The organism is Klebsiella sp. RIT-PI-d, assembly GCF_001187865.1.
Lineage (GTDB): Bacteria > Pseudomonadota > Gammaproteobacteria > Enterobacterales > Enterobacteriaceae > Superficieibacter.
In genome coordinates, this window is record NZ_LGIT01000009.1 from 1,432,086 (window position 1) to 1,445,594 (window position 13,509).

13 protein-coding genes are annotated in these 13,509 nt (G+C 57.8%); 6 read left to right on the plus strand and 7 right to left on the minus strand.

Annotation, left to right across the window (positions count from 1 at the left end; all coding sequences use genetic code 11):
* Positions 1 to 5 precede the first annotated feature (5 nt).
* Genes AC791_RS13145 through AC791_RS13170 form a run of 6 tightly spaced genes read right to left on the minus strand, consistent with a single transcriptional unit; the run spans position 6 to position 4,682 of the window.
* Positions 6 to 419 (minus strand): PaaI family thioesterase, encoded by a 414-nt coding sequence (locus AC791_RS13145; protein ID WP_049840867.1) that lies wholly within the window; start codon positions 417 to 419, stop codon positions 6 to 8.
* Between the two features lie 12 nt (positions 420 to 431).
* Entirely contained in the window at positions 432 to 1,448 is a 1,017-nt protein-coding gene (locus AC791_RS13150; protein WP_049840868.1) for a zinc-binding dehydrogenase, read from the minus strand.
* Positions 1,449 to 1,460: 12 nt separating this feature from the next.
* Positions 1,461 to 2,441, minus strand: coding sequence for an ABC transporter substrate-binding protein (locus AC791_RS13155; protein ID WP_049840869.1), 981 nt, complete (start codon positions 2,439 to 2,441; stop codon positions 1,461 to 1,463).
* 4 nt (positions 2,442 to 2,445) lie between these two features.
* Positions 2,446 to 3,219 carry an ABC transporter permease gene (locus AC791_RS13160; RefSeq protein ID WP_049840870.1) on the minus strand — a complete coding sequence of 258 codons (774 nt, stop codon included), beginning with the start codon at positions 3,217 to 3,219 and terminating at the stop codon, positions 2,446 to 2,448.
* Positions 3,220 to 3,987 (minus strand): ABC transporter ATP-binding protein, encoded by a 768-nt coding sequence (locus AC791_RS13165; RefSeq protein WP_049840871.1) that lies wholly within the window; start codon positions 3,985 to 3,987, stop codon positions 3,220 to 3,222. It abuts the gene before it with no gap.
* Entirely contained in the window at positions 3,984 to 4,682 is a 699-nt protein-coding gene (locus AC791_RS13170) for a GntR family transcriptional regulator (protein WP_049840872.1), read from the minus strand. Before AC791_RS13170 ends, AC791_RS13165 begins: the two co-directional genes overlap by 4 nt.
* A 411-nt stretch (positions 4,683 to 5,093) precedes the next feature.
* Here AC791_RS13170 and AC791_RS13175 point away from each other — a divergent pair, with 411 nt between their 5' ends.
* The 6 genes from AC791_RS13175 to AC791_RS13200 all read left to right on the plus strand — a co-directional run bounded on the left by AC791_RS13175 (position 5,094) and on the right by AC791_RS13200 (position 13,145).
* The gene (locus AC791_RS13175) at positions 5,094 to 6,158 is read left to right on the plus strand and encodes an ABC transporter substrate-binding protein (RefSeq protein WP_049840873.1); all 1,065 of its coding nucleotides are present in this window, start codon (positions 5,094 to 5,096) and stop codon (positions 6,156 to 6,158) included.
* The gene (locus tag AC791_RS13180; RefSeq protein WP_049840874.1) at positions 6,155 to 7,462 is read left to right on the plus strand and encodes an acyl-CoA thioester hydrolase/BAAT C-terminal domain-containing protein; all 1,308 of its coding nucleotides are present in this window, start codon (positions 6,155 to 6,157) and stop codon (positions 7,460 to 7,462) included. Before AC791_RS13175 ends, AC791_RS13180 begins: the two co-directional genes overlap by 4 nt.
* On the plus strand, positions 7,459 to 8,217 hold the full coding sequence (locus AC791_RS13185; RefSeq protein WP_049840875.1) for an ABC transporter ATP-binding protein: 759 nt from the start codon (positions 7,459 to 7,461) through the stop codon (positions 8,215 to 8,217). Before AC791_RS13180 ends, AC791_RS13185 begins: the two co-directional genes overlap by 4 nt.
* A complete protein-coding gene (locus tag AC791_RS13190) occupies positions 8,210 to 9,007 on the plus strand; it encodes an ABC transporter permease (RefSeq protein WP_049840876.1) in 798 nt (265 codons plus the stop codon). The genes AC791_RS13185 and AC791_RS13190 overlap by 8 nt, the downstream gene beginning before the upstream one ends.
* A 146-nt stretch (positions 9,008 to 9,153) precedes the next feature.
* Entirely contained in the window at positions 9,154 to 10,833 is a 1,680-nt protein-coding gene (locus AC791_RS13195) for an alpha,alpha-trehalase (protein ID WP_049840877.1), read from the plus strand.
* A 194-nt stretch (positions 10,834 to 11,027) separates the two neighbouring features.
* Positions 11,028 to 13,145 carry a TonB-dependent siderophore receptor gene (locus tag AC791_RS13200; RefSeq protein WP_049840878.1) on the plus strand — a complete coding sequence of 706 codons (2,118 nt, stop codon included), beginning with the start codon at positions 11,028 to 11,030 and terminating at the stop codon, positions 13,143 to 13,145.
* 48 nt (positions 13,146 to 13,193) lie between these two features.
* Here AC791_RS13200 and AC791_RS13205 read toward each other — a convergent pair whose 3' ends face one another.
* Positions 13,194 to 13,445, minus strand: a complete 252-nt coding sequence (locus AC791_RS13205; protein WP_049840879.1) for a GlsB/YeaQ/YmgE family stress response membrane protein — start codon at positions 13,443 to 13,445, stop codon at positions 13,194 to 13,196.
* Between the last annotated feature and the right edge of the window lie 64 nt (positions 13,446 to 13,509).

A 13,509-nucleotide genomic window follows, 5' to 3' on the forward strand; every position in this document is an offset into this window, starting at 1 on the left:
TCTCCCTATGCCGCAGGCATGGCGTACAGGCCGCGACCGCTGGCCACCAGCCGGTTTTCTGCGTCATAGACCCAGGCTTCTGCGCTGGATACCTGCTTACCCACTTTAATCACTTTGCCTGTAATGCGCAGATCGCCACGCGCGGCGCGGTGATAATCGACGCGAATATCCAGCGTCGGCACACCTTTGCCGGTCCAGGCCACCAGCGCCCAGTCGGCGGTCAGGTCGACCAGCGCCGCAAGAATGCCGCCGTGAATGTAGCCACCCGCCGGGTTAACCACCCATTCATCACGAAAACGGGCGCGCAGCGTAATTTCGCCTTCTGCCACGGCCTCGACTTCCAGCCCGAGCCACTGGTGATACGCTCCTTTCAACAATTTTTCCTGCACCTGTGCAGCGTTTAAAAGTATTTCGCTCATGGTGTTTTCTCCTTAAGGGGTGACGATGACTTTGCCGAGGACTTCCCGGTCGCGGATAAGCCGTAATCCTTCTGCCGCCTGCTCCAGCGGTACTTCCCGGTCGATTAACGGCACGATGACGCCCCGGGCAACAAGTTGCAGCAGCGCCTCTAAATCGTCCTGATAGAAACTGTTAGACCCTTTGATGGTGAGTTCAAAACTCCAGATATAGCGCAGGTCTTCCACCGGGTCATAGCCTGCGGTGGCACCACACACCAGAAGCGTACCGCCGCGTTTCAGGCATTTAAGTGACGGGCGCCAGGTATCGCCGCCGGTGAAGTTGATCACCACATCCACACCGCCTTCATAGTTGCGGCGCTGCGGTTTGCCGTAGCGATTTATCGCCCAGCGCGAGAAGTCCTCCTCCCGGTAGTTCACCACCCAGTCAGCGCCCAAATTGCGCAATGCCTCTGCTTTTTCCGCGCTGCCTGCGCAGGCAATCACTTCTGCTCCCAATTTTTTGGCCAGCACCACGCAGGCGCTCCCGACGCCGCCGCTGGCTCCGAGGATCAGCACCCGATCGCCGGGTTTAATGGTGTTATGGGTAAACAGCATCCGGTGCGCAGTCCCGTAAGCCACGGGCAGTGCGGCAGCCTGAGCAAAACTTACGCCGTCAGGCAGGGCAATAAGCTGTGCCGCCTCAACCAGCGCATACTCGGCCATGCCGCCGTCGGTCATTTCACCCATCAGCCCGACGCCGGGTTTTAACGGATTAACTAGTACCCTGTCCCCCGGGGTCCAGCCGCTGACGTCATCGGCAACGTCATCAATAACGCCGGCCAGATCCAGGCCTGGCACCACCGGCAGCGGCACTTTAATGCCTGGCATACCGTTAACGGTAAACACATCGTGATAGTTAAATGAGGAGGCTTTAACCCGCACAATGACATGTCCGGCCTGTAGCACTGGCCGGGGCTTATCGGTTACGACCGACAGATTGTCGAGGCTGCCGTGCTGATTGAGCTGTAATGCTTTCATGGTATGGCTCACGGTGATCTCCGTTTATTGAATGGATTTGGCCGCGCGATAGGCGGAGTCGTTATACAGGTTGTCGGGCACGTCGCCCTTTACCGTGCCGCTGGCGACGAAGACCTGGTGCTGGCGCTTGAGGGTGTCGATATCCTCAGGCTCAAACGTAAGGCGGTTCATACTGTCCCAGCGGCTGAAATAGACTTCGGCATCATGCTTTGGCAGATTGGCATTTTTTTGCAGCAGCTCAACCACCTCCTGCGGGTGAGTTTTGCCCCATGCCAGGGTGTCACGCAGCGCGGCGATGACGCGGGCGACGGTCTGCGGGTGCTTTTCAATCAGCTCGCTGCGCACCGCCCCGACGCCGATGTACGGCACCGCTTCGCTATGCGTTAATTTTTTCCACTCGTCGGCAAAGCTGCCGAGCGACGTCACGTTTAGCTCGTTGAGCTGGGCGATGGTTAGCGAGCGCAATGCTGCCGCATCCACCTGCTTTTGCACCAGGAACTGCGCCAGCCGCGACTCATTGCCGCCAATAAGCTGGAAATCGCTGGCGTCGATGTGGTTATTGTTCTGCAATAGCGTGGAGGCGATAACCGCCACCGAGGAGCCAGCGGGCGACATGCCGATCTTCTTGCCCTTAAGCTGATCGAGCGAGGTAATCGGCGATCCTTTCGGCACGACAAATTGCACATCCGCAGGCTGCGTGGCGGCAAAAATCTGGATTGGCACCCCCTGCGCGCTACTGCTAAACACTCCCGCCAGCGGCGCACCAAAGGCCAGATCGATAGAGCCTGACGCCAGTGCTTTGATCGGCGCATTCACATCCGGGAAATGAACAAACTCGGCGTCAATGCCGCGTTTAGCTAAAAAGTCTTTATTTTCCAGTACGGTACCGTAGCCGAGGCTGACACCACTGCTCCAGTAACCAATACGCACTTTGTCAGCGGCTGCTGTGTTCAGGGCAAAGAGCGCCCCGGCAGCCAGGATAGCCGCCTTTAACCCGTTTTTCATACTGTTAGTCCTGTGTCGATGATTTCCAGCGAAAAAGATGACGCTCCAGCGGCTTAAGTACCCCGCCTTCCAGCAGCAGCATCAGTGAGACAAGCAATAGCGTCCAGGCGAAAACCTGATCGGTTTGCACCAGATCCCCGGCCTGACGCAGGCGATAGCCGATGCCATCCGACGCGCCAAGGGTTTCGGCCACCAGCGACACGCGCCAGCCAAAGCCGAAGGCCAGCCGCGCGCCCGAGAAGAAGTACGGCAAAATGGTCGGCAGGTAGATTTTGCCGAGCGTTTGCAGGCGGCTCATGCGAAAGCTCTGTGCCAGTTCGACATAGTGCCGCTCAACGGTTTGCGCCCCCTGCCAGACGTTGGTCAGGATCAGCGGCATGGCGGTCATGAACACCACAAAAACCGTGGTTGCATTAGAGATGCCAAACCAGATAATGGCGAAAATCGCCCAGATCGCCGAGGAGACCGTATTGAACACCGCCAGCAGCGGCTCAAAAAATTGTGCCAGCTGACGACTGGCTCCCAGCGCCAGCCCGGCGAGAGTACCCACCAGTGTCGCCAGCAGAAAGCCGCTGAGCACTCGCGAGAACGTCACGCTTACATCCTGCAACAGAGTATCGTTTTGCCACAGTGCCAGCAGCGCCTGAAACGTTTTTTGCGGCCCCGGCAGGACAAACGCAGGCATATTGTGCGCGGCCAGCATCCAGGCCAGAAAGAAGATCCCCAGCAGCACCAGGCGTTGAACGATCAACGAGCGTCTTTTACGCAGCCAGTTCATCTATACCTCCAGGCGCAGCAGGCGCACTTTTTCCGCGACATCGCGCCCGGTGGGCAGCCGTGGACGCGGTAATGCGAGGGTGACGCTCTGTTTGATGCGCCCCGGATTGGGCTGCAAAATCACAATCCGGTCGGCGAGGATCACCGCCTCTTCAACGTCATGCGTGACGATGACCACCGTCATATTTTTCAGCGCGCAGATGCGCAACAGTTCACTGTGCATGGTGCTACGGGTATGTGGATCGAGCCGGGAAAAGGGTTCGTCCATCAACAATATCTGCGGATCGGCCACCAGGCTGCGCGCCAGGGCAATACGGCTGCGCATCCCGCCGGAGAGCTGGTGCGGCCACTTCGCCGCGACCTTTTCCATGCCGACCAGCCGTAACGCGTCGTCAACCCGCTGACGGCGTACCTGACGCGTAAGCCTGCTGTTTTCCAGCGCAAAGTTAACGTTCTGATGAACCGTGCGCCACGGCAAAAGGCGATCCTCCTGAAACAAATAGGCCACCTGACGCCACTGACTAAAGCGCGTAATGTCCTCTCCCTGCAGCGTGATAGCGCCGCTGTCAGCCGGCAACAGACCTGAGATAATATTCAGTAAGGTACTTTTGCCGCCGCCGGATGCACCGAGCAGGGCGACTATTTCGCCGGGCCAGACATCAAGGGCGATATTCTCCAGCACCGTTTGTCCATCAAATTGCTTGCTGACGCCGTCCAGATGGATCACCGGGTCAACAGGCGCGGGAAAATCGTTAAGCTGTGCGCTCATAAGCCGGGACTCCGTTTCTGTATCGGCAGCAGCGTGCCGCCGGTGGTGAGGGTGGCGTAAATTTTTTCCAGGGTCATCGCCTGAAAGGTTTCAATGTGCCGCCGGGCGATAAACTCAACCCGTTTGCGGTCCTGCTCTTCGAAAGCCTGGATCATGGCATTATGATCGTGGCGAATTTCTGGTTTGGTTTGCTGGACATTAAATCCCAGCGCCACCAGCCGCGACATTTCATCCATCAGCGTCGAAAGCGTGCGCAGTAAATGCTGGTTTCCCGCCGCCCCGGCAATGGCCAGATGAAAACGTTTATTGGCATTCATAAAGACGTCGATACGCGTTGGCAGCGGTGCAGCAACCTCGACCCGGCAGTCAGCTTCCAGCTGTTTAAGCAGGTCAATATCCACTTTGCCCACTGCCAGCCGGGCAGCCAACGGCTCAAGCTGGGCGCGCAGGGTAAAAATTTCCTCCACATCCTGTAGGGTGATAGGCGCGATGCGGTAGCCTTTACGCGGCCGGGACTCAATCAAAAACTCATGGCTAAGCCGCGCCAGCGCCAGACGACAGGTGCTTTTTCCCAGCAGATAGCGCTCCATGAGTTCAGATTCTGTCACCAGCGCGCCCGGCATCATGCGACAGGTCAGAATGTCGCGGCGGATGGCCTGATATGCCCGATCGCTTAATGATAAAGAGTGCGCCATGTTTTCCTCACGCTGGGTAACGCGCCGGCGGTGAGCATCTCACAGCCCGGCGTTGGTCGTCTTAGTGAGGCCATTCTAGGATCGGTTTCCGGCCAAATTCTAATAACAAAACCGGCAATATAATCCCTGAATTTGTCTGAGCTGAGATGCTCACAGCGCCACGCTGTACTGATCACTGAATCAATACCAGAGGGTTAACATGGTGCCAGGTCAGTATCCATGCAGGCCGGCAGCGTGCCAGCCGCTGGGTTTTCACTCGCCTGATGCAGGCTTTCGATGGGTGGAAAAAGGCGCTTTGCCGATGAGCTGCTCAACAAACACATTTTGCGCATATTGATAGCGAGAATTGTTCGTTCTGTGAAAGCCGGTCATGCTCTAACCTGGCCGTTTTCTCCCGGTCAAGGATCGTGTATGCGCTTATCCTCATTATTACTGACTGTTGGCCTCAGCGGCGTTGCCCATGCGCAGACGCCGGATGAGGTCACCGTTGCGTTAGCTATTCCTCCCGCCGTTCATGACGGTGCGCCGTACGCGGCGGCAGAAGAGCTGGGGCTGTTTAAAGAGCAAAACCTGGCGGTGAAAGTACTGGTCTTCCAGGGTGCAGGCGCGCTGTTACCGCAGGTTGCCAGTAAACGCGTGACCTTTGGTTATCCGGTCGCGGAACCGGTTATCTCCAGCTATTTCAACGGCAAAAATCCGCTGCCGCTACGCTATTTCTATAACGGAACACCGGCGCAAACCCTGGAATATACGGTCCTGGCGGACTCCCCAATCAAAACGCTGGCCGATTTAAAAGGAAAAACCATTGGGGTCGGTGCGCTGACCTGGGGCACCCTGCCCAATAGTCGCGCTGCGCTGCGGGTCGCCGGGCTGGAGCCGGGTAAAAACGTGCAGTTTGTGGCGGTGGGCGTCCTCGGCTCCGGTTTCCAGGCGCTGCGCAGTCATCGGGTTGATGCCCTTAACTACAACAATAGCTGGGGAGATATTTTTGAGCTGACCGGAACGAAAATCCGCCGTATTCCCTATCCGGATGTTTTCCAGCAGGCCCCCGGCAACGGCTTTATTGCCCATCAGGACACCTTCACCGAAAATCCCGATCTGATCCGTCGTTTTGGCCGGGCCTACACCGAAGCGCAGTATGTCTGCGAAATTAATCCCGGCTACTGCGTGCGGGCCTTCTGGCGACAACACCCTGAAAGTAAACCAGCCAATGCAGATGGCAAAGGATTTGAAGAGGCCAAAACGCTGCTGACCAGACGTCTTCAGCGCACGCTTTACTCTCCTGATGGCACCCGCCGTAAACCCGGTGAGTACGATCTGGCCGTCATTCGCACGGCAATTACCGCGATGGCGAAGGCGGGAGAATTCCCCGATGCCAACGTACCGGTTGAGAAAATTTTCTCCCGTGAATTTGTTGCCGACTTTGATGATTTTGATAAAACCGCCCTGCGGGCCAGAGCGGAGGCGGCAAAATGAGTGCCACGCTTTACGTTGATAAACCTGACGGGCTGATTGACCAGCCGCGTCGTCTGTCTGCGCAGGGACTCGCGCCCGGCATCGCCCACCTCAGTGCCTCGCTGGGGCTGGCAGATGGCAGCCGCTGGCAGAGCCATACCCGTTTTATGATTGCGGATGACGGCACCCTCGAGGTAAATGACGCCTCGCCGCTGACGGACAATACCGTATCACATGAGCCAATGGCGGCGCTGTGGTCACTGCGCCAGGTGACACCGCCGGTTGACGCTGCGCTGAGCGATTCTCTGCAACCGCGTCGGACAGAGCTTGAAATCGTTGACGCGGCGGGTCAGACGGCCCGGGCCCACATCACGCAGCGGTTTCTCGCTGACGGCGTAACCTGCCGTGAGGTACGGGAGCACGGCCTGTCCGGCACGCTGTTTATTCCTGCCGGGGAAGGCCCGCATCCGGCCGTTATTGTATTGAATGGCTCCGGTGGCGGTACGCCCGGGCAGCGTGCGGCGCTGCTGGCCGCGCATGGTTATCTGGCGTTCGCGCTGGCTTACTTTAAGGCCCCGGGACGTCCTGAGACTATTTCCGCTACGCCGCTGGAATATTTTTCAACCGCCCTCGACTGGGTTCATCAGACGCTGCACCCGCGCCACGGGTTTGTGGCGGTGGCCGGTCATTCACGCGGCGGCGAGCTGGCCCTGCTGCTGGGCGCCACCTTTCCGGAGCGCGTCTCTGCGGTGATTGGCTACGTCCCCAGCGCCGTGATCCACGGCACGCTGCGGGCCGGACGCCCTGACGAACCCCGCGATGCCCCGGCCTGGACCTGGCGTGGACAGCCGCTGCGTAATATCTGGCAGGATAATCCCTGCGCCGACTGGCATGCCTTTGACCATCCGGCGCGTGCGGGCGTACCTATTCGCCAGGCCCCGGCGTTCGTTAATGTCGAACGCGATGCAGACAGCCTGGCGGCGGCGCGTATTCCGGTAGAGCGCATTGCCGGGCCGGTGCTGTTAATTTCAGCAACCGACGACGGATTCTGGCCCTCCACCGATTACTGCTCGCGGATCGCGGCCGACCTGAGCGATCGCCAGCACCGCTGGCCGGTCGTGCATCAGCGCAATGAAGGGAGCGGCCACGCTATCGGCTTTCCATTCGTTCCCACCACGGATATTGCCAAAGTACACCCGGTTGCCGGGGTGATCATCGACGGCGGCGGTACGCCTGTAGCCAATGCCCGCGCCAATCGGCTGAGCTGGCAACAGGTGCTGACATTCCTTACGGCAGCGGTTGGCGCACATCAGGAGCAAACATGAGTATAGCGCTGGAACTGCGTGGCGTCGGGCTAACCTATGCGACCCGCCGGGGCGAAATTGACGCCCTCGACGGTGTCGATTTACAGGTTGGCGCAGGTGAATTTGTCGCACTACTGGGGCCTTCCGGCTGCGGAAAATCCACCGTATTAAAGCTGGCAGCGGGCCTGATGCACGCCACTCGCGGGGAGGTTCTGCTGGCCGCCCAGCCGGTTAACGGTCCGGGTCGTGACGCGGGGGTGGTGTTTCAAAAGCCGAATCTGCTGCCGTGGAAGAGCGTTCTCGAAAATGTTCTGCTGCCGGCCCGTACGCTGGGAATGCCGCGTGCCGCAGCCAGCGTCCGCGCCCGGCAAATGCTGGAGCTGGTAGGGTTGGCTGATTTTGCCACCGATTATCCTTTTGAGCTGTCGGGCGGGATGCAGCAGCGCGTTGGCATTGCCCGCATGCTGCTCCACGATCCGCAGTTGTTATTGATGGACGAACCGTTTGCCGCACTGGATGCGCTGTCGCGGGAAGCGCTGACGCTTGAGCTTCAGCGCATCTGGGGGCAGCAGCGTAAGTCGGTACTGTTTATTACTCATAGTATCCAGGAAGCAGTGTTTCTGGCCGACCGGGTGCTGGTGATGTCACCGCGCCCGGGCCGCATCATTGAGGAGCTGCCTGTCCCTCTGGCGCGCCCCCGCACGTCACAGACCCTCGGCGATCCGCAGTTTATGGCCCTGTGCCAGCATTTACGGAGGTACTTTACCCATGCGTAGATTTTTACCGCATCTGTATCCTTTTATTAGTCTGGCCGTTCTGCTGGTTATCTGGGACGGCTGTGTACGCATTTTCGCTATTCCGGACTATCTGCTGCCCTCCCCGGCTGCGGTCTGGCAGGCGTTGCTGACCGGTTTTCGCGATGGCAGCCTGTGGCCGCACATTGCCACCACGCTAAGTGAAACCCTGAGTGGGTATGTCATTGGCAGCCTGCTGGCGATTATTCTTGGCATCGCGCTGGCACAGTCGCGCACCTTTGAGCAGTTTATCTACCCGCTACTGGTCGCCCTACAGGCAACACCGAAAGTGGCGCTGGGGCCCATTATTCTGGTGTGGTTCGGTTTTGGGATGCTGTCAAAAGTCGTGCTGGTGTCGCTGGTCTGCTTTTTCCCGCTATTTGTGAATACGGTAAACGGTATTCGCCGTACCGATGCAGAGTTACTCGACGCCTGCAGGGCATTTTCAGCGTCACCGCGCTGGCTGCTGTTTCACGTCAAACTGCCCTCGGCCGCAGGTGAGATTTTCGCCGGGCTGCAAATTGGCGTGGCGCTGGCGCTGATCGGCGCGGTAGTGGCGGAATTTCTTTCAGCCCAAAGCGGACTGGGGTATCTCATCGCCTCAAGCTCGGTCAGCATGAACCTGTCGGCGATGTTTTCCGGCGTTGTTCTGCTGGCGCTGCTGGGTCTCTGCGGGGCGCAGACTGTGCGCTGGCTACAGCAGCGGGTGGTCTTCTGGGAAGGCGGCGCGGCGGTACGCCATCGTCGGGGAAGAAAAACCGCCGGTCGCTAAGTTGCGGTGGCATCTGGTGAAGCGAAAATGTCTGTTGTACCGCAAAATGCCACATTCATCACTCGCAGGGGCCGATATTCGTCTAAGGTTTTCAGAAGGTTGATGCAGCGGTTGCGCTGATATACCTGTCTTAAGGAGAATAATCGATGATAATACCTGCTATGCGCCGCCCTCGCGTGCTGGCGCTGAACATTGCGCTCAGCACCCTGCTTTTTACCGCCGGTTCTGCACTGGCTGACGATGCCCTTAAACAGCCGCCTGATGTCCTGCTCGGCCCGCTGTTTACCGACGTACAGAGTGCCAAACTGTTCCCCGATCAGAAAACCTTTGCCGATGCGGTGCCAAAAGGCGATCCGCTGATGATCCTCGCCGACTATCGGATGCAGCGCGGCCAGCGCGGTTTTGATTTGCGCCGTTTTGTTGATCTGAACTTTACCCTGCCTGGCGAAGGCGAAAAGTATGTTCCGCCCGCGGGTCAGAGCCTGCGCGCGCATATTGATGGCCTGTGGCCGGTGCTGACCCGCACCACCGATCGCGCAAGTAAATGGGATTCGTTGCTTCCGCTGCCTGAATCTTACGTGGTGCCCGGCGGGCGCTTTCGCGAGATCTACTACTGGGACAGTTATTTCACCATGCTGGGTCTGGCAGAGAGCGGGCACTGGGACAAGATTGAAGACATGATTGCCAACTTCGCCTGGGAAATTGACACCTTTGGCCATATTCCTAACGGTAACCGCAGCTACTATCTCAGCCGTTCACAGCCGCCTTTCTTCGCTTTTATGGTCGAGCTGCTGGCCGATCACAATGGTGATGAGGTGTTAAAAAAATATTTGCCCCAGCTTGAGAAAGAACATAACTACTGGATGGATGGCGCGAGTTCACTGACCGCAGGACAAGGCAATAAGCGGGTGGTGAAACTTGATGATGGCGCGCTGCTTAACCGCTACTGGGATGAGCGTGATGCGCCGCGTACTGAGTCCTGGCTCGACGATGTGACGACCGCTAAAAATACGCCAAATCGCCCGGCGACCGAGGTGTATCGTGACCTGCGCGCCGGTGCCGCCTCCGGCTGGGATTTCAGCTCGCGCTGGATGGACGATCCTCATCAGCTCGGCAGCCTGCGCACCACCAGCATCGTGCCGGTGGACTTAAACTCGCTGATGTTCAAAATGGAGAAAGTGCTGGCCCGTGCCAGTAAAGCGGCAGGCGACGAGGCGAAGGCCAGTCAGTATGATGCCGAAGCCAGCGCACGTCAGCGGGCAATGGAAACCTGGCTGTGGAATGATAAACAAGGCTGGTACGCCGATTATGATCTGAAAACGAAAAAAGTGCGCAGTCAGTTGACGGCGGCGGCCCTGTTCCCGCTGTACGTCAATGCCGCCGCGCGAGATCGGGCCGACAAAGTGGCGGCGGTCACCGCCTCACAGTTACTCAAACCCGGCGGCATCACTACCACCACGGTTAACACCGGTCAGCAGTGGGATGCGCCGAACGGCTGGGCACCATTGCAGTGGGTAGCGGCCGAAGGCCTGCAAAATTACGGTCATCATAAAGTGGCGATGGACGTCACCTGGCGCTTCCTGACCAATGTGCAGCATACGTATGACCGGGAGAAAAAGCTGGTCGAGAAATACGACGTCAGCTCAACCGGAACCGGCGGTGGCGGCGGAGAATATCCTCTTCAGGACGGATTTGGCTGGACTAACGGGGTCACCCTGAAAATGCTGGATCGCGTCTGTCCAAAAGAAAAACCCTGCGATAACGTGCCTGCCACCCGTCCGGATGCGGCAAACGATGATGCAGTAAGCACAAAACAGGCGCAGTAACCTGTGTACCCCACTACCCATTCTGGTAGTGGGGTAGCGCTTGTGTCGTAAATATTCCTTTCCTGATGCGTACTTAACCGCTGAGTCCTTTGATTTGGCAGGGATTTATCCGCGCAAATCGCTTGAATATAAAAACGATAACAATAATAATTCGCATTTCCTGCTTACACTTTTACATAACTCCGGAATTTGCGATGACCCGATTGATGGCTAAACGCTCCACGCTGGCCTGCGCACTCGCGCTGGCGCTTCCTCATTTTGCGCTGGCAGAAGAAACGGTGGTGGTGACTGCCGCACCTGCTGACTCTGCCCTCACCCCGACCGAAGGCTATACGGCTAAAACCTCACGCGGCGCGACCAAAACCGATAAACCGCTGATCACCACCGCACAGTCGGTTTCGGTAGTCACCCGCCAGCAAATGGACGATCAAGGCGCGAATACCATCAGTCAGGCCCTGAATTATACCCCGGGGGTTTATTCCAACTTTAGCGGCGGTGCGACCCGTTTTGACACCGTGTCGCTGCGCGGTTTCCACGGCGGCGACGTGGACAACCTGTTCCTCGACGGTATGCGCCTGATGAGCGACGGCGGCAGCCATAACGTCATTCAGATCGATCCGTGGTTTATCGAACGCGTGGACGTGGTAAAAGGCCCGTCATCCGCGCTGTACGGTCAGAGCGTACCGGGCGGACTGGTGAATTTGACCTCTAAACGTCCACAGTTTACCCCGCAGGGACATGTTCGCCTCAGCGGCGGCACCCAGAATACCAAAGGCGGCGCGTTTGATTTTACCGACGCCATTAACGATCAGTGGGCGTGGCGCATTATCGGCATGACCCGCACCAGTGATACCCAGTACGACAATACCCGTGAAGAACGCTATGCGATCTCACCTTCCCTGCTCTGGCAGCCGGATACCGACACCAGCCTGCTGCTGCGCGCGTACCTGCAAAAAGATCCGTCCGGTGGCTATCACGGTTCCCTGCCGCTGGAGGGAACGCGCTATGCCCACAACGGTCGTAAGCTGTCGACAGACACCAATGAAGGCGATCCGGGTGATGGCTATAAGCGTCGCGAGCAGATTTACAGTATCGAATTCGATCATCAGTTCGATGATATCTGGTCAGTACACTCCAGCGGCAGCTATACCCACTCCAACGTGTCGCTGGATCAGGTGTATCAGGTTGGCTGGATTGACGGCTCCGATAACCTGGCGCGCGGCTACAGTGGTTCGCGCGGTTCGCTGGATGCGTGGTCTACGGATAACCGCGTGCAGGCCGATTTCGCAACCGGCGATGTTGCGCATACCCTGGTGCTGGGCGGCGAATATCATCGTTTCCGCAATGATTTATGGACCGGTGCCGGCTCTGCCGCCATGCTCGATCCATTTACCGGCTATACGCTGCAGACCGGCCATACCGTGACCTACAGCGACTATAACAACCGTCGCTACTATCAGACTGGCGTTTATCTCCAGGATGAAATGGTCTGGAACCGCTGGCATTTGGATCTCTCCGGCCGTTTCGATCGTCTGGTCTCTGAGCAGGTCAGCGATACGTTTGATACTAAAAACCGCCGCTCGGACGATCATGTCAGCACCCGCGCCTCGCTGCTTTATGCCTTTGAAAACGGATTATCACCCTATATCAGCTACAGTGAAGCCATTACGCCGGCAACGCTTGCCGGGGCGAACGGGAAGCTGTTAAAACCGACCACTGCCGAGCAGTATGAAGCGGGGATTAAATTCCAGCCGCCGGGCACTGCCGATATGTATAGCGTGGCCATGTATGATTTGACGCAGAAGGATGTGGCAACGCGCGATATTAACATCGCCACGGCCACCTTTATTCCCGCGGGCAAAGTCCATTCGCAGGGCGTAGAGCTGGAAGCGCGTAATCAAATTACGCCGGAACTGAGCACTATCGCCTCTTATAGCTGGAACCGTCTGCGCTTCCAGGATTCACTGGACGGTAATGATGGCAATACGCCGCAGCTGACACCGGATCAGATGGCCTCGTTATGGGCGCACTATCGGATCACCGATGGAATAAGTGTCGGCACCGGCGTGCGCTATATTGGCAAGCAGTGGGCTGACGATCGCAACACCGAGCGTTTACCGTCAACAACGTTGCTGGATGCCTCCGTGCGGGCCGATCTGGGCGCGTGGACACCATCGTTAAAAGGGGCGTTTGTTCAGGTTAATGCGAACAATTTGACCGATCGTGATTATGTGGCGGGCTGCTACGGGACAGGAAACTGTTATGTGGGCGCTGAACGAAGCGTGATAGCGACAGTGGGTTACGACTTCTGATAATCGTGCCGGGCAGCATCTGCTGCCCGGCAAAAACATGACTACGGGTTACCGGCGTACCATTCGGAAGATCGCCAGTACCACAATGGCGCCCACTACCGCGACCATGAAGCTGCCGAAGTTAAAGCCGCTTACCGGGCCACCGATCCCAAACAGCGTACTCAGCCAGCCACCTACTACCGCACCAATAATCCCCAGGATACAGGTCAGAAAAAATCCACCCCCGTCGCGTCCCGGCATGATCAGCTTGGCAATAATACCTGCAATAAGTCCAAATACGATCCAGGCAATAATACCCATCAGTCCATCCTCCTGTAAGTCACACAAAAAGCAGGCGTTGTTCCCCTGCACTAACGTTTCAAGT

Bases quoted from the DNA above. Each gene is read 5' to 3' on its own strand.
- AC791_RS13175 (WP_049840873.1), top strand. From the start codon at position 5,094: ATGCGCTTATCCTCATTATTACTGACTGTTGGCCTCAGCGGCGTTGCC.
- AC791_RS13155 (WP_049840869.1), bottom strand. From the start codon at position 2,441: ATGAAAAACGGGTTAAAGGCGGCTATCCTGGCTGCCGGGGCGCTCTTT.
- AC791_RS13165 (WP_049840871.1), bottom strand. From the start codon at position 3,987: ATGAGCGCACAGCTTAACGATTTTCCCGCGCCTGTTGACCCGGTGATC.
- AC791_RS13195 (WP_049840877.1), top strand. From the start codon at position 9,154: ATGATAATACCTGCTATGCGCCGCCCTCGCGTGCTGGCGCTGAACATT.
- AC791_RS13185 (WP_049840875.1), top strand. From the start codon at position 7,459: ATGAGTATAGCGCTGGAACTGCGTGGCGTCGGGCTAACCTATGCGACC.
- AC791_RS13190 (WP_049840876.1), top strand. From the start codon at position 8,210: ATGCGTAGATTTTTACCGCATCTGTATCCTTTTATTAGTCTGGCCGTT.
- AC791_RS13200 (WP_049840878.1), top strand. From the start codon at position 11,028: ATGACCCGATTGATGGCTAAACGCTCCACGCTGGCCTGCGCACTCGCG.
- AC791_RS13205 (WP_049840879.1), bottom strand. From the start codon at position 13,445: ATGGGTATTATTGCCTGGATCGTATTTGGACTTATTGCAGGTATTATT.
- AC791_RS13170 (WP_049840872.1), bottom strand. From the start codon at position 4,682: ATGGCGCACTCTTTATCATTAAGCGATCGGGCATATCAGGCCATCCGC.
- AC791_RS13180 (WP_049840874.1), top strand. From the start codon at position 6,155: ATGAGTGCCACGCTTTACGTTGATAAACCTGACGGGCTGATTGACCAG.
- AC791_RS13160 (WP_049840870.1), bottom strand. From the start codon at position 3,219: ATGAACTGGCTGCGTAAAAGACGCTCGTTGATCGTTCAACGCCTGGTG.
- AC791_RS13145 (WP_049840867.1), bottom strand. From the start codon at position 419: ATGAGCGAAATACTTTTAAACGCTGCACAGGTGCAGGAAAAATTGTTG.